The 18,926-nt window shown below is 68.6% G+C and carries 13 protein-coding genes; 6 read left to right on the top strand and 7 right to left on the bottom strand.

The genetic code is table 11. The features are described 5' to 3' along the window. From CLV77_RS09280 to CLV77_RS09270, 3 genes are all read right to left on the bottom strand, one after another. Entirely contained in the window at nt 1-1,566 is a 1,566-nt protein-coding gene (locus CLV77_RS09280) for a class I adenylate-forming enzyme family protein (protein WP_076980804.1), read from the bottom strand. Then, nucleotides 1,563-3,647 carry a TRAP transporter permease gene (locus tag CLV77_RS09275; protein ID WP_083707860.1) on the bottom strand — a complete coding sequence of 695 codons (2,085 nt, stop codon included), beginning with the start codon at nt 3,645-3,647 and terminating at the stop codon, nt 1,563-1,565. The genes CLV77_RS09280 and CLV77_RS09275 overlap by 4 nt, the downstream gene beginning before the upstream one ends. Before the next feature lie 77 nt (nt 3,648-3,724). Beyond that, on the bottom strand, nt 3,725-4,867 hold the full coding sequence (locus CLV77_RS09270) for a TAXI family TRAP transporter solute-binding subunit (protein WP_076980805.1): 1,143 nt from the start codon (nt 4,865-4,867) through the stop codon (nt 3,725-3,727). A gap of 159 nt (nt 4,868-5,026) precedes the next feature. Between CLV77_RS09270 and CLV77_RS09265 the strand changes: the two genes are divergently transcribed. Both CLV77_RS09265 and pcaF read left to right on the top strand, forming a co-directional pair. Continuing rightward, nucleotides 5,027-6,694, top strand: coding sequence for a thiamine pyrophosphate-dependent enzyme (locus tag CLV77_RS09265; RefSeq protein ID WP_076980806.1), 1,668 nt, complete (start codon nt 5,027-5,029; stop codon nt 6,692-6,694). A 20-nt stretch (nt 6,695-6,714) separates the two neighbouring features. Further along, the gene (pcaF, locus tag CLV77_RS09260; RefSeq protein WP_076980807.1) at nt 6,715-7,917 is read left to right on the top strand and encodes a 3-oxoadipyl-CoA thiolase; all 1,203 of its coding nucleotides are present in this window, start codon (nt 6,715-6,717) and stop codon (nt 7,915-7,917) included. A 54-nt stretch (nt 7,918-7,971) separates the two neighbouring features. Here pcaF and CLV77_RS09255 read toward each other — a convergent pair whose 3' ends face one another. Continuing rightward, nucleotides 7,972-8,847 (bottom strand): acyl-CoA thioesterase, encoded by an 876-nt coding sequence (locus tag CLV77_RS09255; RefSeq protein WP_076980808.1) that lies wholly within the window; start codon nt 8,845-8,847, stop codon nt 7,972-7,974. A 241-nt stretch (nt 8,848-9,088) separates the two neighbouring features. Between CLV77_RS09255 and CLV77_RS09250 the strand changes: the two genes are divergently transcribed. Then, complete coding sequence (locus tag CLV77_RS09250) at nt 9,089-10,723, top strand: class I adenylate-forming enzyme family protein (protein ID WP_233128052.1); 1,635 nt, start codon at nt 9,089-9,091, stop codon at nt 10,721-10,723. 7 nt (nt 10,724-10,730) lie between these two features. Further along, nucleotides 10,731-12,464: a long-chain-fatty-acid--CoA ligase gene (locus tag CLV77_RS09245; protein WP_083707862.1), complete on the top strand. Its 1,734-nt coding sequence runs from the start codon at nt 10,731-10,733 to the stop codon at nt 12,462-12,464. Between the two features lie 54 nt (nt 12,465-12,518). Here CLV77_RS09245 and CLV77_RS09240 read toward each other — a convergent pair whose 3' ends face one another. The 3 genes from CLV77_RS09240 to CLV77_RS09230 all read right to left on the bottom strand — a co-directional run bounded on the left by CLV77_RS09240 (nt 12,519) and on the right by CLV77_RS09230 (nt 16,864). Continuing rightward, nucleotides 12,519-12,713: a hypothetical protein gene (locus tag CLV77_RS09240; RefSeq protein WP_076980809.1), complete on the bottom strand. Its 195-nt coding sequence runs from the start codon at nt 12,711-12,713 to the stop codon at nt 12,519-12,521. Between the two features lie 766 nt (nt 12,714-13,479). After that, nucleotides 13,480-16,182, bottom strand: coding sequence for a hybrid sensor histidine kinase/response regulator (locus tag CLV77_RS09235; protein ID WP_076980810.1), 2,703 nt, complete (start codon nt 16,180-16,182; stop codon nt 13,480-13,482). A 64-nt stretch (nt 16,183-16,246) separates the two neighbouring features. Continuing rightward, entirely contained in the window at nt 16,247-16,864 is a 618-nt protein-coding gene (locus tag CLV77_RS09230) for a putative pterin-binding protein (RefSeq protein ID WP_321174921.1), read from the bottom strand. Nucleotides 16,865-17,174: 310 nt separating this feature from the next. Here CLV77_RS09230 and CLV77_RS09225 point away from each other — a divergent pair, with 310 nt between their 5' ends. Together CLV77_RS09225 and CLV77_RS09220 are read left to right on the top strand one after the other, a co-directional pair. Beyond that, entirely contained in the window at nt 17,175-17,789 is a 615-nt protein-coding gene (locus CLV77_RS09225; RefSeq protein ID WP_076980811.1) for a response regulator transcription factor, read from the top strand. Between the two features lie 182 nt (nt 17,790-17,971). Then, on the top strand, nt 17,972-18,874 hold the full coding sequence (locus CLV77_RS09220; protein WP_076980812.1) for a dihydrodipicolinate synthase family protein: 903 nt from the start codon (nt 17,972-17,974) through the stop codon (nt 18,872-18,874). Nucleotides 18,875-18,926 lie beyond the last annotated feature (52 nt).

Genomic DNA, 18,926 nt, shown 5'->3' with positions numbered 1-18,926 from the left:
TCATCCTCGCTCTGTCATGGCTGCCTGCGCGCGGTGCGGCGGCGGCGTGTCGATGGCGGCCAGCCGGTCGGCGAAATGCCCCGGCAGCCGGTGTTTCAGGATCTTGCCCGTGGCGGCGGTCGGAAACTCTTCCACCACGAATATATGTTGCGGCAGCTTGTAGGCGACCAGGCGCTCGGCCAGCCAATCGCGCAGCGCGCCGGGCGCGGGGGTGCCGTCGCCGCCGGGGATGACGAAGGCCAGGATCTCTTCGTCGCCCTGCACGCTGCGGCCCACGACCGCCGCCTGCGAGACCAGCGGATGGCGGGTCAGCATGGCCTCGATCTCGGGCGGGTAGACGTTGAAACCCGAGCGGATGATCAGCTCTTTCAGGCGCCCCACGATATGCAGGCAGCCATCGGCATCCAGCCGGCCCAGGTCGCCACAGCGCAGGGCGCCGTCGGCCGAAAGCACCTGCGCCGTCGCCGCCGTATCGCGGTAATAGCCCTTCATCACCCCGGGCGAGCGGATCACGACCTCGCCGATGCCCTCGGCGTCGGGCTGTTCGATCCACAGGTCCACGTCGTCGAAGGCCGGGCCGCAGGACAGGTCGGCGCGGGGCATGTCGGGGCGGGTGCCGGCGACGCTGGGCGAAGCCTCGGTCAGGCCGTAGCCATTGTTCAGGGGCAGGCCGAAGATCGCCTCGGTGCGCGATTTCCAGGCCGGATCCAGCGGCGCGCCGCCGGCGGAGATATAGCGAAGGCGCGGTGCCACGAATTCGGCGCCCGAGGTCTCAAGGTGACGCAGGATCCGCGCATACATCTGCGGCACGGCCGGCATGACGCTGGCCCCCTCGGCAAAGGCTTCCAGCACCGCCTCGGGGGTGAAGCGGGGCAGGAAGCGCAGGCGCGCGCCCGCGTACATGGCCGCCAGGAAGACCGAGGAGAAACCGAAGATGTGGGTGCCGGGCAGCACGCCCAGCACGTCGTCCGACGGCCCCATCTCGCGCAGTGCCGCCGAGGTGGCGGCGTTCCACTTCAGGTTGGCATGGGTCAGCATCACGCCCTTGGGGGCGCTGGTGGTGCCGGTGGTGTAAAGAAGGGCCGCGACCCGCTCTGCCGGGTCTTCGGGAACGGGCTCGGCGGGCGCCTCGACCGACGGCGTGGCCCAGAGGCCGGTCGCGGCGGGCAGGGGGGCCGCACCCATGGCGCGCCCATGCACGGCCGCCTCGGCCGAGGCATCGGTCGTGAAAAGCAGGCAGCGCGGGAGGGCGTGGGCCGCGATCGCCGCCAGTTCCTCGCTCGACTGGCGCGCGTTGACCGGCGAGATCCAGGCCCCGATCCGGCTGGCCGCCAGGATCGCCACCGCATAGGCCGCGCAATTCTCCGACACGAGGAGCACCCGGTCGCCCGGGCCCACGCCGTGATCGCGCAGCGCCGCCTCGCAGCCGCGGGTCATGGCCCGCAAGGCGCCATAGTCGAAACGTGCGCCGTCATGGTCGATGATGGCGATGTCGGTCGCGGGCTTGCCCTCGATCAGATCGTGGAGCCAGACCATGCCGTCGCCTGAGATGGCTGGCCCGCTCATGCCCGACCCGATCCGCCGTCGCCGCCGGTGGCGGTCGCGGGGGCGGCGGTGGTCGTGGCGGCCAGCAGGTCGTCGGCCCGACCTGCGCGCCAGGCGCTCATCAGGGGCAGGGCGGCCAGGGCCAGGCCGATGGCGGCCGTCTCGCCATAGCCCAGGCCGATCAGCTCGGTGCTGGGCAGGGCCATGAAGAAGCCGCCCGCGAACATCAGCACCCGCAGCGGCAGAGCCAGCGCGCCCCGGTCCAGCGGTCCGACCAGGCTGACATACCCCTGGAGCGCCATCGAGATCATCGCCACCCCCAGCAGGGCCGAGGTCAGCGCCACCGTGATTTCCCAGCCGGGCGCGTCGCCGACCAGCGCCGGGTTCAGCACGAAGAAGAAGGGCGCGATGTAGATCACACCACCCAGGCGCATCGCCTCGATCCCTGTCGAGATGGCGCTGGCGCCCGCCATGGTCGCGGCGGCAAAGGCCCCCAGCGCCACGGGCGGGGTGATGTAGCTGACCATGCCCCAGTAGAGGATGAAGAGATGCACGGCCAACTGGTTCAGCCCGCCGGCCTCGAGGGCGGGGGCCAGCACCACGGCCAGGAAGATGTAGCAGGCCGTCACCGTCATCCCCATGCCGAAGATGAAGGCGGTGACCGCACCCATCAGCAGCAGCACGAAGGTGTTGTCGCCGGCCAGGAACACCAGCTCATTGACCAGCGTGCCGGCGAGGCCCGTGGCCGAGAAGCTACCGACGATCAGGCCGACCCCCAGCAGGATCGCCGTCAACTCGGCCAGGCCCATGCCGACGCCCACGATCATGTCGCCCAGACGGCGCAGGTTCAACCGGTGGCTGGGCAGGAACTGGTTCACCACCAGCAGAAGGACCGTGGCGTAGAAGGGGGCCGAGGTTTCGCGGCGCAGACCCACCATCATAAAGATCAAAAGCGCGAAGACGAAGATGTAAAGCCAGCCCTCGGCCAGGGTCCGGCGCAGCATCGGCAGGTCGGCGCGCGCCATGCCGCGCAGGCCCCGGCGCGCCGAATAGGCGTCGATCTGGGCGAAAAGGCCGAAATAGAACAGCAGCGACGGGATGGCCGCGGCCAGGGCAATCTCGACATAGGGGCGCGACAGGAACGAGGCCATCACGAAGGCCGTGGCCCCCATGATCGGCGGCATCAGCACACCCCCCGTCGAGGCACAGGCCTCGGTCGCGGCGGCGGTGCGGGCCGAAAAGCCCGTCTTGCGCATGGCCGGGATCGAAACGGCACCCGTCGTCAGCACGTTCGAGATGACCGAGCCCGACATCGACCCCATGAACCCCGACGCGAAGATCGAGACCTTGGCCGCCCCGCCGCGATACCGCCCGACCATCGCCAGCGCCAGATCGTTGAAGAACTGCCCGCCGCCGGTGCGTTGCAGCACCGCGCCGAACAGGATGAAGCCGATCACCACCCCGCCGAAGGCCTTCATCGGGATGCCGAACGAGCTTTCGGACGAGTAGATGTGATAGGGCAGCGCCTCCATCAGCGTTGATTGGAAGCCCGAGAAGGGGTCGGGCACGTGGCCCGCGAAGGTGGGGTAGAATGCAAAGACCGTGACGATCAGGAACAGGACAAGCCCGCCCGCCCGGCGCGTGGCCTCGAGGATCAGCGCGAAGAAGACGACCGCGACCCACCGGGCCTGTTCGGGGGCGGCGTATTCCCAGCCCTGGGACAGGTTCTGCTGCGCGGTGGCGACCAGATAGGCGGTCGCGGCCAGTGCCAGCGCCGCCAGAATCCAGTCATACCAGGCCGGGCTTGCGCCCTTGCCGCCGCCGGCGCGGAAAATGATGAAGCTGAGCGCAAGGAAAATGCCGCCCAGAAGATAGAGATAGCGCCCGTCGATCAGGGTCAGCCCGAAGAGATGCAGGTTGAAGAGCTGGTTGACCACCAGCAGGATCGCGGCAAGCGTGCCCAGGATGACCGTGTAGCGGGCCGGGCCGCTGATGCGCTCGGCAGGGCTGCCGCCGTCGATCTCGACCTTGGGCAGAATGATATCGGGACTGCCGGCTGCGGTGTCGGGGTGACGGGCGGGATCTGTGGGTCTGTCGGTCAAGCTCCGAGCCTCCGCAAAAGGGCAGGTGGGCGGCCCGCGCACCCGAAGGGGCGGGCCGCCGCAGGGTCAGTGTCGCCTTAGAACACCAGCTCGAAGCCGCCGGCCTCAAGTGCTGCACGGCGTTTCTCGGTCCAGGCAGCTTCCCAGTCCGAGGGGCCCTCGGCCTTCAGCTCTTCCCAGGCGGCGGCCAGCGCCTCCTGGCGGGCGAGCAGCTTTTCGTTGTGGGCCTGGGCCTCGTCCGTCCAGATGCCGGCTTCCTTGAAATACTTCACCGCGCCCTCGTGGTAGGGGGCGACCCAGTTCAGGTCCTGCTTGTCCAGCGCCCAGCCGTTGATGCCGGGGGCCTTGCCCTTGTACTGGTCGTAAAGCTCAACCATGGCCTTGGTCATGTTGTAGGCCAGGTCGGTGTCGGTCTCGCTGGTGGCGACCAGCACCGGGTAGGCATAACCGGCCCCGGCATAGCCCGGACCGCCGTCGATGGTGGCCCCGACCTTGGCCACGTTCGGCGAGAAGAAGGGCGCGATCTTCTTCATCCGCGCGACGCCGTCCTTGTTCTCGGGGTCGATCGGCGGCCAGATCAGTCCGCGCGGGCTGGACGCAGCCTCGTAGGCCATGCCCGAGTTGGTCGAGGCGAAGGCCGCGTCGACCTGACCCTCGATCAGGCCCTTCCATGAGGCGCCGAAGCCGCCAAAATCAACGCGCTCCACGTCGTCCCAGGTCAGGCCGCCATAGGCGAGATAGGCTTCGGTGTTCACGTTAAGCGCCGGGGCGCCGACGATCCAGGCCACGCGCTTGCCCTTGAGGTCCGAGAATTCCTCGACCCCGATATCGCCGGCAACGCCGACGGCCAGGTTGATGGCGCCGCCGTTGTTGGCCAGCAGCACGCGGATGGGCTGCGGGCCCCAGTTCTCGGCGCCGAACTCGAAGACGCCTTCTTGAGCCATGAAGCTGCCGCCCACGCCCGTGGCCGAGAACTGCACCCGTCCCTGGCGCAGCGGCTCGGTGCGCGAGACGTCGTTCTTGCCCGGCAGCACCCGCAGGTTGATGCCCATGGCATCCTGGAGGGCCGCCCCGATGGCGACCGACTGGTTGTAGCCGGCCGAGCCGGTATCATAGGCCGTCCACGACAGCTGTTTCGGAAGCTGGATGTGGCTTTCGGCGGCGGCAGAGCCGGCGCCAAGCGCCAAAGCGCCCACCATGGCGATGATCTGATGTCTCACGTTGTCTCCTCCCTGTGACACGGTCAGCGTAGAGCAAATCCTGTGGCGCTCAAACACGGAAGACGGCGCCGTCTTTTGTTTTGCGGAATTGCATTTCGCATAGCGATTTACTAGAAGCCGAGACAGATTGTGTCAAGCGAACGGGGGAGGACGTAGGCGATGCGTGCAGCCGATCATCTTGTGGACTGTCTGGGCGCCCAGGGCGCGGACAGGCTTTTCTGTGTTCCGGGCGAAAGCTACCTGGCCCTTCTGGACGCCTTGCGCGACAGCGACCGGATCGCGACGGTGGTCTGCCGCCACGAGGGGGGCGCCGGGCTGATGGCCGTGGCCGATGCCAAGCTGACGGGGCGCGCGGGGCTGGTTGCGGTCAGCCGCGGTCCCGGGGCGACCAACGTCTCCATCGCCGTCCACCTGGCGCAGCAGGACGCCGTGCCGCTGGTGGTGCTGATCGGGCAGGTCGCCCGATTCGAGCGCGGTCGCGGCGCCTTCCAGGAGGTCGACTATTCCCAGATGTTCGGCGGCATCGCCAAGGGCGTGTGGGAGGTCAGCGACCCCGCTCAACTGGCCGAGACGGTAGCCCGTGCCTTCCACGTCGCCGCCAGCGGCACCCCCGGCCCGGTGATCCTGTCGCTGCCGGAGGACATGCTGGGCGACGCGGTCTCGGCCCCCGTCATCGCGCCCCAGCCGACGCCCGTCGCCGGCGTCTCCCGGCAGGAGCTGGCGCGGGTCGGCGCGCTGCTTTCCCGCGCCAGCCGACCGCTGATCATCGCCGGCGGCGGCCTGGCCGCGCCCGAGGGGCGGCAGGCGCTGGCCGCGCTGGCAAAAGCCCACGGCATCCCCGTGGCGCTGACATTCAAGCATCAGGAAATCTTCGACAACTCCTCGCCCCTCTATGCCGGGCACCTAGGCTTCAAGATCCCGAAACCCCATGTCGACCTGTTGGCGGACGCGGATCTGGTGCTGGCCATCGGCACCAGACTGGGCGATGTGCCGACCCAGGGCTACAGCTTCCCGCGTGCCCCTGAACCGGACCAGCCCCTGGTCCATGTCTGGCCCGACGCCGAGGTGCCGGGCCGCGTCTTCCGGACCGAGGTGGCGCTGGTCTGCGCGCCCGCGGATTTCTGCACTGCCCTGGCGGCCGAAGCGCGCGGTGACGCTCCTGACCGCGCCCCCTGGCAGGCACGGATCAGGGAATTCATGCAGGGGGTCGCCGATTACAGCCCCCGGGCGATGGAGGACGGGCTCGATTTCGGCGCGGTCGCCTCGGCCCTGGCCCGGGCCGCCCCGCCTCAGACGATCGTGGTGACGGATTCGGGCAATTTCTCGGGCTGGGTGCACAGGGTCTGGCCCTGGACCGGCGAAGAGCTTGCCGTGGGTTCCGTCGGCGGCGCGATGGGGCTGGGCGTGCCCGGCGCCGTCGCCGCCGCCATGCGCCATCCCGACCGCTGCGTGCTGGGTTTCGTCGGCGACGGCGGCGTGCTGATGACCGGCAACGAGCTTGCAACCGCCATGGCCCAGGGCGCGCGGCCCCGGATCGTGATCTCCGACAATGGCACCTACGGAACCATCCGCCTGCATCAGGAACGGGATCACCCGGGCCGGGTGGCGGGCACCGACCTGGTCAATCCCGACTTTGCCCAATGGGCGCGCAGCTTCGGTGCCGGGGGCTTTGTCGTGGGGCAGGGCGACGATGTCGATGCCGTGGTCCGCGACTTCCTGGCCCACGACGGGGCGGCCGTTCTGCATGTGCGCGCCAGCGCCCAGGCCATCTCGGCCTTCGCCACGATCGACGAGATCAACCGCCGCGCCACCGCCTCCCGCGCCTGAACTTGAAAGGAAACGACCCGATGCCCGAAGCCTTCATCTGCGATTACGTCCGCACTCCGATCGGCCGCTTCGGCGGCGCGCTTGCCCCCGTGCGCACCGACGATTTGGGCGCCGTGCCGATCCGGGCCCTTGTGGCGCGCAACCCCGGGGTGGACTGGGCCGTCCTCGATGACGTGATTTACGGCTGCGCCAACCAGGCGGGCGAGGACAATCGCAACGTGGCTCGCATGGCCGCCCTGCTGGCGGGCCTGCCGGTCGAGGCGCCGGGCGTCACCGTCAACCGCCTGTGCGGCTCGGGCATGAACGCGGTGACCGACGCGGCCCGCGCCATCCGCGCGGGCGAGGCCGAGCTGATGATCGCCGGCGGGGTCGAGAGCATGTCCCGCGCCCCCTTCGTCATGCCCAAGGCCGAGACCGCCTTTTCCCGCAACGCCGAGATCCACGACACCACCATCGGCTGGCGCTTCGTCAACCCGGTGATGAAGGCGCAATACGGCATCGATTCCATGCCCGAGACGGCCGAGAACGTGGCCGAGGATCACGGCACCGCCCGCGCCGACCAGGACGCGCTCGCCCTGCGCTCGCAGGAGCGTGCGGCCGCGGCCCAGGCCTCGGGCCGCCTGGCGAAGGAAATTGTCCCGGTAGAGATCCCGACCCGCAAGGGGGACCCGGTGATCGTCAGCGAGGACGAGCATCCCCGCGCCACCAGCCTTGAAAAGCTGGCCGCCCTCCGCGCCCCCTTCCGCCAGGGCGGCAGCGTCACTGCGGGCAACGCCTCGGGCGTCAGCGACGGGGCCGCGGCCCTCGTCATCGCCTCCGAAGAGGCCGCCCGCCGCCACGGGCTCACCCCGATCGCAAGGGTCCTGGGCGGTGCTGCCGCGGGCGTGGCGCCCCGCGTCATGGGCATCGGTCCGGTCCCGGCCGTCGAACGACTCAACGCTCGGCTGGGCCTCTCGATGGCCGATTATGACGTGATCGAACTCAACGAGGCCTTCGCCGCCCAAGGCCTCGCGGTGCTGCGCGGCCTCGGCGTCGCGGATGAAGATGCCCGGGTCAATCCCAATGGCGGTGCCATCGCGCTGGGTCACCCGCTGGGCATGTCGGGCGCGCGCCTTGTGGGCACCGCCGCGCTCGAGATGGCGCTTCAGGGCCACCGCCGGGCGCTTGCCACCATGTGCGTGGGCGTGGGCCAGGGCATCGCGATCGCACTGGAACGGGTCTGACCCTTCCCGCCCGGGGCCAGTCTCATTGTCGGATAAATATCCCCGCCGGAGGCGTCACCGCTTCCGGCGGTCCTTCAGCGGGCGCACCAGCCCCTCCTGCGCGACGCTGGCCACCAGCACCCCCTCGGCGGTATAGATCGCCCCCCGGGTGAAGCCCCGCGCATGGCCCGCAAAGGGGCTGTCCATCGCGTAAAGGTGCCATTCATCGAACCGCACCGGGTTATGGAACCAGATCGCGTGGTCGAGGCTGGCGGTCATGATGTTGCCGGTGACGTAGGATTCGCCGTGGGGCCGGAGCGAGGCGCCCAGCAGATACTTGTCCGAGGCATAGGCCATCAGGCACTGGTGCAGGGCCGCCGGCCCCTCGACCGGGCGCGCGACCCGGAACCACCAGGCATGGGTTCCGTCGGCCGGGCTCGGGTTGACGTAGTCGTAGGGATCGACCGGGCAGGCCTCGATGGGCGAGGGGCGCAGGAAATCGGCGCGCCGCTCCTCGGGCAGGTGCTGGGCCATCCGCTCGCGCTCCTTGCGCCAGTCGGGCAGATCGGCGGGCAGGGGGACGGCGGGCATCGGGTGCTGGTGGCTCTGGCCCTCCTCCTCGACGTGGAAAGAGGCCGCGAGGTTGAAGATCGGCCGCCCGTGCTGGATCGCCACCACCCGGCGGGTGGTGAAGCTGCCGCCGTCGCGGGCGCGGTCGACCTCGTAGATCACAGGGACCGATGGATCGCCGGGGCGCAGGAAGTAGGAATGCAGCGAATGGCACTGCCGCCCCTCGACCGTGCGATAGGCCGCCGCCAGCGCCTGGGCCACGACCTGGCCGCCAAAGATGCGCCGGGTGGTCTCGCCGCCCTCGCCACGACCGCGAAAGAGGTTCTTCTCCAGGCGTTCGACATCCAGGATGTCCAGCAGGGTCGCGACGGGATCGGTCATGGAAGCTCCGGTGGCTGGGGCAGGAAACTGCCGGTTGGCACCTGTTTACACATACCGCGCCCGGGGGCACAATCGGCGCCAAGACCCGCGAGCGGGCCTCTCGGAGCAGACCCGGAGCAGACCCGGCCGGGCCCGGGATCCGGCCCGGCGGCAGACGCGGTCCGAGGTGCTTGACCTTCGGGGACGGCGAAGGCAACACTTCCGCAGTGCGAAAATCCATTTCGTTCGAGGGAGGAACGGCGTGACGGTCATCGGCAGGCAGATCAGCGATATCCACCCCGCTCAAGGGGTCCCGAAGGGGGAGGGCGCAGAGGCCGAGCCCCTTGCGGACAAAGCGCCCGCGACTGCCCTGCAACCCGCCGCCGTCCCGGATGAGCAGTTCATCGACCTGCCTGCCGCGATCCGCCGCCACGCCGCCGAGAATCCCGGCGCCCCGGCGCTGGTCGCCGAGGATCAGGTGCTGGACTGGGCCGGATTCGGCGACCGGGTGGCCCGCACGGCACGCCTGCTGGAGGGGCAGGGGGTGCGGCCGGGCGATGTGGTCGCCAGTCTCGCCGGCACCTCGCCCGACCATGTGGTCGTCTACATGGCGAGCCTGTGGCTCGGGGCCTGCATGGCGCCCCTGCCGCTGGGCGCCCACCCGGACGCGCTGGCGGGGATGGCCAATGATTGCGGGGCCGGGGTGATCCTCGCCGATGCCGAACAGGTGCCGCTTGCCTCGGGGCTGAGCATCGCCACGGTGATCGACCTGTCCACCCTCGACAAAGCCCTCGCCACCCTCGCGCCGCTGCCCCCGCGCACGGCGTCGCCCGGTGATGCCTTCGATATCATCTACAGCTCGGGCACCACCGGCACGCCCAAGGGCATCCAGCACGACCACCGCTTCCGCTCGCGCCAGAACATCCGGCTGAAGGGCTACGGGCTGGGCCGGGACAGCGTGGCGCTTGTCTCGACCCCCGTCTATTCCAACACCACCCTCGCGCTGCTTCTGCCGATGATCGCCCACGGCGGCCGGATGGTCCTGATGCGCAAGTTCAACGAGGAACGCTTTCTCGAGCTGTGCGAGGCCCACCGCGTCACCCACATGATGCTGGTTCCGGTCCAGTATCGGCGCCTCCTGGCCCATCCCCGTTTCGACGCTTTCGATCTGACCTCCTGTCAGGTGAAACTGTCCACCAGCGCGCCGCTGACCCCCGATCTGGTGCGCGACGCGCTGGCCCGCTGGCCCGGCCGGCTGGTCAACATCTACGGCATGACCGAGGGCGGGGTCAGCGCGATCCTGGATTGCGGGGCCTTTCCCGACAAGCTGCACACCGTCGGACGGGCGATCAACGGCGCGGTGATCCGCATCCTCGATGCCGAGGGCAACGCCCTGCCGCCCGGCGAGGTGGGCGAGGTGGTCGGCCATTCGCCCACCATCATGACCGGATACCGCAACGCGCCCGACAAGACCCGCGAGGCCAGCTGGCGCAGTCCCGACGGGCTGGATTTCATCCGCTCTGGCGACATGGGCAAGCTGGACGAGGATGGCTTCCTGGTGCTGCTGGACCGCAGCAAGGACATGATCATCTCGGGCGGGTTCAACATCTACGCGGTGGACCTTGAGCGGGTGCTGCTGGAGCATCCGGACGTGGTCGACTGTGCGGTCATCGGCATCCCCAGCGCCCGCTGGGGCGAGACGCCGCTGGGCCTGGTCGTGGCGCGCCCCGACTCAGGCGTGACGCCCAAGCAGATCTGCGAATGGGCCAACGCGCGGCTGGGCAAGATCCAGCGGCTTTCGGCGGTGGAACTGCGGGCGGAGCTGCCCCGCTCGTCCATCGGCAAGGTGCTCAAGCGCGAGCTGCGCGCGCCCTACCTGGCGGCGGCACCGGAATGAGGGCGCGATGAACGCCCCCCCGCGCGAGCCTGCCGCGATCGCCCCTGTCGACGAAGGGCCCAGCTTCACCATCGGCGGCAACGTGGACCTGCCGCCGGCCTGGCCCGCCCACCTGCCAGCCGCGGTTCAGGTGCCGTTGCGCCCGATCTCCGAGAACCTGTCGCGCACGGCGGCGCGCCTGCCGGACAAGCCCGCGATCCACTATTACGGTGCCACGCTGAGCTATGGCGCGCTGGCCGGGCGGGTCGAGGCGCTGGCCGGCTGGATGCAGCGTGTGGCGGGCGTGGCCAAGGGCGACCGGGTGCTGCTTTACATGCAGAACAGCCCGCAGTTCGTCACCGCCTATTACGCCATCCTGCGGGCCGACGCGGTGGTGGTGCCGGTCAACCCGATGAACCGCACGGCCGAGCTTGCGCATCTGGCCCGGGACACCGGCGCGCGGCTGATCGTGCTGGGCCAGGAACTGCTGGACCACGCAGCCCCGCTGCTGGGCGAGGCGGTTGGTCACGGCCTTGTTTGCGCCTATGCCGACGCGGCCGGCGCCGATCGCGACGACCTGCCGGCGCCGCTGAACCGCGGGGCGCTGGCCGACTATGGCCTGACGCATGTCACCCGCTGGGATGACGCGCTGGGCGCGGGCCATGCGCCGGGGCCGCAGGTCGCCGGACCCGATGACCTGGCGGTGATCCCCTACAGCTCGGGCACGACGGGTCTGCCCAAGGGCTGCATGCACAGCCACCGAACGGTGATGGTCACGATGGCGGGCGGGTTGGCCTGGAACCCGATCCGCTCGGGCGCGCCCTCGCTGGTGTCGCTGCCGCTCTTTCACGTGACGGGCATGCAGAATTCGATGAACGGTCCGATCCTGGCGGGGGAGACCATGGTCATCATGACCCGCTGGGACCGGCGCCTGGCCTGTCGCCTGATCCGCCAGCACAAGGTCGCGCGCTGGCGCAGCATCACCACCATGGCCATCGACCTGGTGAGCGATCCGGAACTGGACCCGCAGGACCTTGCCAGCCTCGAGATGATCGGCGGCGGCGGGGCGGCGATGCCCTCGGCCGTGGCGCGCCGCCTGCGAGAGCTGACGGGGCTGGATTACATCGAGGGTTACGGCATGTCCGAGACCATCGCCGCCACCCATATCAACCCGGTGACCGCGCCCCGCCTGCAATGTCTGGGGCTGGCCGTGTTCGGCGTGGATGCGCGGATCATGGACCCCGAGACGGGGGCCATCCTGCCCCATGACACACCGGGAGAGATCATTATCCACGCGCCCCAGGTGATGCTGGGATACTGGAACAACCCCGCCGCGACCGAGGCCGCTTTCGTCACCATCGACGGCAGGCGGTTCCTGCGGACGGGCGATATCGGCATGCGCGATGCGGAGGGGTATTTTCACATGACCGATCGCCTCAAACGCATGATCAACGTCTCGGGCTACAAGGTCTGGCCCAGCGAGGTCGAGGCGATGATGCACGAACATCCCGACCTGACCGAGGTCTGCGTGGTCGGCCGCCCCGATCCGCGGCGGGGCGAGGCGGTGATCGCCTATGCCGTCGCACGCGCGGGCGTGGCGGGAACGTCGGAGAAGGGGGCGGATGTCATGGCGTGGTGCCGCGACCGGATGGCGGCCTACAAATGCCCTGCCGAGGTGCGTTTCCTGGCGGCGCTGCCCCGCTCCTCGACCGGCAAGGTCCAGTGGCGCGAGTTGCAGGAACAGGGCGGAGCGGCTCTTTAGGCCGGAAAAGAAGACCGGGGCGGCGCGGGGCCGCACCCGGTTCCGTGGAAAAACTCAGCGCTCGAACAGATCGAACGAGCTTTCGCGCCAGTGCAGGTGATCGAACAGGATGCCGATCAGCGCCATGACGAGGTTGCCGATGAAGGCATAGACCAGCGTGGCGGTCAGAAGGGAGAAGCCACCGGCCCAGACAGCGGTTCCGGCAGTCAGGCCCAGGGCGATGCCGGCGAGGGTGAAGGTGACGAACATGGGGTTACTCCTAGAGGGCTGCGCCTTTCGGCAAATTGACTAACATCCTTTTAACAAGGGGCCTCGGTGCCCCGCATCTCGGCAAAAGGCGATCCGGCAGAGCGGTCGGGCAGGCGCCCTATCCCAAAGGAGAGGGGCGCGACGCGAAGGGGGGCGCCTCCTGCCGGCCTGCGCCGGGAACCCACGTGGTGGGGCGGATTTTGCGGGCCGGGGCGGACGCGGCCGAGTCGTCCAGGGGTTGCCTCGCGACTCAAGATGTCTGCCCCGGACGGCTGCACGCGCACCGTGGCGCGCGGCGACCCGGTATAGGAGCGTTCTGGGACGGGGATCACAGGCCGGGGAGGCATATCCTTTTGGACAGGCCAATTCGCCCATTGCGCCAAGTGCCTGTTCCAACGAGATATTTCGGACGCGGCCGCATCAGGCTATGGTGAATTCAGGAGCCGGAAGTTGGTTTCGTAACGAGCATCGCAGTAGTGGTTCAACCTTTCCAGTTCCCTCCCCTGGATCATCACTGTGCGAATTGGCGCCACTGGCGTTACAGGCCGAAGAAGTCGCCTGGCGTAGCGGTCCGGGACATTTCCAACGAGGAATGATCCCGGGCCACCTGCTTCGATCCCGCGGAAGAAATCGCGGGATCGGGGCCTTTTCCGTTTCAGCCTAGAATATATGTGCCTCTGGGCGCCGACAGGCGACCCAGTGCCATGGCCCCGCCTTGGCCGGTCAGGGGGGCAGCAGCGCCCTAACATCCCCATGCGCGCCGGGGTCAGCTTGCGGCGGCGATGCCCGCGCGGGTTTCGGCCCAGACCCTGTCGAGGTCTCCTGCGATCCGCACGGCGCCGGCGGCGTCCTCGGATTTGCAGGCGGTCTCGAGGGACTTGAGATGCTGGTGCATCTCGCGGGCGCCAAAGGTGCCGCAGGACCCGGCCATGCGGTGGGCGGCGGCCTGAACCTGGGAAAGCCTGCCTTGCTCGGCATCGCTGCGCATGGCGGCGATCAACTCGTCGCCCTCGGCCTCGAACCGCTCCAGCTGCAGGCTCAGCTTCTCCTGACCCAACAGCGAGGCGATGTCGCGGAACTGCTCCAGGTCGATCATCTTCGCGGGGTCGATCCCGTTCGCGTGGGGTTTGGGGGCGTCCGTATCCGGCATCTGGTCCGTCTCATCCTCGGGGCGGGCTGTCTCGGGGCCGTCCGTCTCCTGCGGCCCGGGCACTTCGGCCATCAGTGTCCGGATATCGGCCCGGCGCAAGGGTTTGATGAGGCATCCCGCCATGCCGGCGGCCAGGAACTTGGCCCGCTCCTCGGGCATGGCGTGGGCGGTCACCGCGTAGATCGGGGTCGCCGCCGACAGCCCGCGCGAGTCCTGGATCATCTGGGTCGCCTTCACCCCGTCGAGGTTGGGCATGCTGATGTCCATCAGGATCAGGTCGTAATGGTTGCGCGATGCCTTGTGCACCCCCTCGAACCCGTCCTCGGCCAGGTCGACATGGTGGCCGTCGCCGCTGAGCATGACGTGCAGCAGCTCGCGGTTGACCTCGTTGTCCTCGACCACCAGCACGCGGCGGGGAACGATCGGACGCTCGGCCTCAGCCTCGGCGAGGGGGGCTTCTGCCTGTCCGCCGACGGTCTTGGGCACCTCGACGGTGAAGGTAAAGGTCGAGCCGCGCTTGGGCGCGCTTTCGACGCTCAGCCGGCCACCCATCGACGCCACCAGCCGGCGCGCGATGCCCAGGCCCAGGCCCGTTCCGGTCGACGTCCGCTCATAGGCGCTGTCGACGGTGACGAAATCGTCGAAGATCCGCTTCTGATCCTCTTCCGAGATGCCGATGCCGGTGTCCGAGACGGCGAAGGACAGTTGGCAGGTGTCGGGATTGTCCGTCGGCGCGGCCTGGACGTCGACCTCGACCCGGCCGCTGGTGGTGAACTTGATGGCATTGCTCATCAGGTTCAGCAGGATCTGGCGCAGGCCGCGCGCGTCGCAGTTGATGCTGGGATCCTCCAGCCCGCTGATGTTCCAGCCGATCCTGGTGTTCTGCCGGTCGGCCAGCGCACGCAGGTTCTGGCACAGCGCCTCCAGCATATCGGCCAGGTCCACGGGTTCCATTCGGTCGCCCTGCTGGTTGGCATCGATCCGCTCGATGTCCAGCACGTCGTTGATATGGCCCAGCAGGATCTCGGAGGAGGCGTTGGCGATCTGCAGGAAATGGCGCTGCCCGTCGTTCAGGGGCGTGTCGGCCAGAAGGTCCAGCGACGAAATGATGCCGTTGAGCGGCGTGCGCATCTCGTGGCTCATCACCGCGAAGAACTTGGATTTCTCGCGATAGGCGGCCAGGGCGCTGTCGCGGGCCTCGTGCAGCTCGGCGCGGTTGGCAACTTCGTCGGTGATGTCGCGGATGTAGGAGATGAAGTTGATGCCCTTCTCGCCGGGCACGGCGGTGATCGAGGTCTCGGTCTGGAATTCGTGCCCGTCGGCGTGCAGTGCGACCAGGTTCAGCCGCCCCGCATCGACGATCTGCGAGCTGCGCGTGTCGAGAAAGCGCGCCATGCCCGAGGTATGGGCCTCGCGGAAGCGTTCGGGGATGATGACATCGGCCAAGGAGCGGCCCAGGACATCGGCGCGGGCATGGCCGAAGACCTTTTCGGCCGAGCCGTTGAAATCCATGATCAGCCCCTGCTCGTCGATGACGATGATCGCGTCGAGCGAGGCCTTCAGCGTCGAGGCCAGCCGCTCGTTGCCCCGGGCGATGATCCGGGTCTTGCGGTTCAGCTCGGACTTCTGAAGCAGCAGGATCGCGAAGGCCAGCATCAGCGCGATCATCACGATCAGCGCGACGAAGGCGATCGCCTTCAGCAGGTTGGTGATCTCCAGGCGCTGGTTGTCCGAGATCCGGGCCTTGATCGGCACGGACTTGAGCGCAATCTCGCGCGGCAGGGCCGAGATCTCGGCCAGGCGCCGGTCCAGGCGGGGCAGGGTGGCGATCAGCATCGCGTCGTCGCCGTCCATGGCCGGGGCCATCTCGTGCAGGAACATCTTGATCGCGTCCTGATGGTCCCTGAGCTCCTGGTCGCGGAAGAAGATTTCGGCGTCCTTGCTGTCCTCAAGGACGTAGACCCGGCTGTAGAAAATGTCGAAGGCCTTGCGCAGGTCGTCCAGGGCGGTGGCGGGGTCGGGCACGACCCCCGGCATGGCCCCCGGGCCAACGCCCGGCTCGACCGGGGCCGCCTCGCTGTCGGCGCCGGCGGTCGCGGGGGGGCGCGACTGGGCAACCTCGACCGCCTGCCGGGCCTGTTGTTCGGCATTCATCAGCTTGAGGAAATCGACCTCAAGCTGGGTCAGGTTCCACTGGGAATTGTCATGCGGCGCCTCGCGCAGCTTGTCGAACCTGTCGGTCAGGGTGGCCGACAGGTAGAAGGTGATGATGACGCCGATCAGGATCACCGATCCGATGGCCAGTCGCATGAGGGTCATCCGGCGCTCCGCCTCGGGCGGGGGCGCCAGGCCCGGAACCGGGGGGGCGGTGTGCTTCACGCGACTACCCCGCAACCAGGGTGACAAGCTGCCAGATGCTGCGGTTGTAGATGGCTTCGGTCCGGTACTTCGCGTCCGACCCGTAGGAGTAGACGATCCAGAGCGGTCCCTTGTCGCGGCGCGACATGGCTTGACCGTTCATGGTGTAGGCGACGATGGGCCCGTTCTCGATCGCGTCCGAGAGCGGGATGTCGACCCGGTAGTCGTTGATCGCGCTCGCGCCCAGAATCTCGCCCTCGATGCCCAGCTCCTCGACCAGGGTCTTCAGCTCGACCCCGACAAAGCTCTGGCTGCCCTTGGTCCAGATGGTTTCGGTCTCGAAGGAGACGGCGGGCAGGGCCTTGAGCATCTCCATGTCGAAGCTGGCCGCGCCGTCGCCATTGGTGCGGGCGATCTTGCCGGTGACCGTCAGCACCACCTCGCCCGTGGGCGCGGGCAGGGCCGTGCCCGGGTCCGCGGCCAGGGCGGGCAGGGCAGCACCGGCGCCCAGGGTCAGTCCGGCCACCATCAGTCCGGCCGCGACGACACGGCGGCCAAACAGCTCGCCCGATCGGGGTGCGCGGAACCCGTCCGAGGACTGGTTGGAGCGGGCGGGATGGCGGGGCGTGGAACGGTGGGACATGGGCTGCTCCTGCATCAACGACGGCGAACTGGTAACATGTGCGCCAATTCCGGCGGCACTCGGGCAGAGTAACCCCGGCGGACGAATATTCCACATGATCAGGAGAATATGGTATATATACGAATGGGTAGGTGGGCCGTCGCAGGCGTATCGGTTGACCTATCAAGGGGTTGTCCGTCCCCATTCGTAAATGTAATTTCCAAGTTGTGTTCGCGACCAGAAGGGCTTGTCCACAAATCGCCCCGATCCCGCGTTAATGATGAGTACCGGCGAAGGCATTACCCTTCGTTTGTTCTAGGAAAGGCAGGTTATGAAAGTATTGCTGGCCGACGACCACGACCTGGTGCGCGAAACCATCGCGGCCTTTCTCGAAAGCGACGAAGGGACCAGCGTCACCGCGGTCTCGACCCTGGACGAGGTGATCGACGCCATCGGCGACGAGGCCGCGTTCGACATCGTTCTGCTGGATTTCGAAATGCCGGGAATGAACGGCCTGGAAGGGCTGGGCAAGGCGCAGGCGCGGATCGGCAAGACGCCGGTCGGCCTGATCTCGGGCACCGCATCGCGCGACGTGGCCGAGAAGGCGCTGGAGATGGGGGCCGCGGGCTTCCTGCCCAAGACGCTGCCGGCGCGCTCGCTGCTCAACGCCGTGCGCTTCATGGCGGCCGGCGAGGTATATGCGCCCGTCGACTTCATGGCCAAGCGCGACGAAGAACCCGAGCATCAGTTCCATTCCACCCTCTCGCCCCGCGAGCAGGAGGTGCTGGTCGGCCTGACGCAGGGCCTCTCCAACAAGGAAATCGCCCGGGATCTGAACCTTCAGGAAGTGACCGTGAAGCTGCACGTCAAGACGCTCAGCCGCAAGCTTTCGGCGCGCAACCGCACCCATGCCGCGATGATCGCGAAAGAGACCGGGTTCGTCTGACCCCCTGCCAATCCTGCCCTGACTGAACGCGCGCGTCCCTCGCGCCGCACACCCCCGCATCCGTGACGCAAATTCGCGGGGCGGGGACGATTGTGTTTGCGCCGCCCCGGCCAATCGGTTGGATTGCCCCGGCGGTGACCTGTTCTAGGCGCCGGCCATCACGCCACGACAGGAGCGTCCGAATGTCCCTCTTCGCCGGCCTCAGCGCCTTTCCCCTGACCCCGACGGATGCCGAGGGGCGTCTTGATGCCGATCTTCTGGGCCAGTTCTTGGAAGGGATCGTCGCGGCGAAGGCCGACTCGATCGGGCTTCTGGGCAGCACCGGAAGCTACGCCTACATGGCCCCCGAGGAGCGCCGCCGCGTCCTGCGGGTCGCTGTCGAAAGCGTCGCCGGGCGATGCCCGATCATCGTTGGCGTGGGCGCGGTCGCGACCGGGGTGGCCGAGGATCTGGCGCGGGACGCCCGGGAGGCGGGGGCCGACGGGCTTCTGCTGGCGCCCGTATCCTACCAGGCGCTGACCGAGGAGGAGGTTTTCGTGCATTTCCAGGCCGTTGCCAGGGCGGGGAAGCTTCCCTTGTGCATCTACAACAACCCCGGCACGACCCATTTCACCTTCAGCGACGCGCTTGTCGCGCGGCTGGCGGGGGTGTCGGGCGTGCAGGCGATCAAGATGCCGCCGCTGGCGGGGGCCGATTACGCGGCCCAGTCAGCGCGCCTTCAGGCCATCACGCCCCGGGACTTTGCCATCGGCCACAGCGGCGACTGGGACGCGCGCGCGGCGCTGCTGGCGGGGGCGGAATGCTGGTACAGCGTGGTGGCGGGCCTGCTGCCCGGCCCGGCGGTGGCGCTGGCCCGCGCCGCGCAGGCGGGCGACCGGGACGAGGCAGGGCGGATCGACGAGGCGTTTCAACCGCTCTGGGCCCTTTTCCGGCGCTTCGGCAGCTACCGGGTGATGTATCTTCTGGCGGAGTTGCTGGGCCACGGCGCGTTGCAGCCGCCGCGCCCCGTCCTGCCCCTGCCGGAGGCCGAGCGGGAGGCGGTGGGCGCCGCGCTGGACAGCGTGAAGGCGCTGCGCCCGGCCTGATCTGGTGGCGGCCTAGCCGCGCCCCCGCCTTATCGACGCGGGGCGCGGCAGC

The sequence above is a fragment of the Brevirhabdus pacifica genome, assembly GCF_002797755.1.
GTDB lineage: Bacteria > Pseudomonadota > Alphaproteobacteria > Rhodobacterales > Rhodobacteraceae > Brevirhabdus > Brevirhabdus pacifica.
This window is presented reverse-complemented; position numbering and strand designations above follow the sequence as displayed.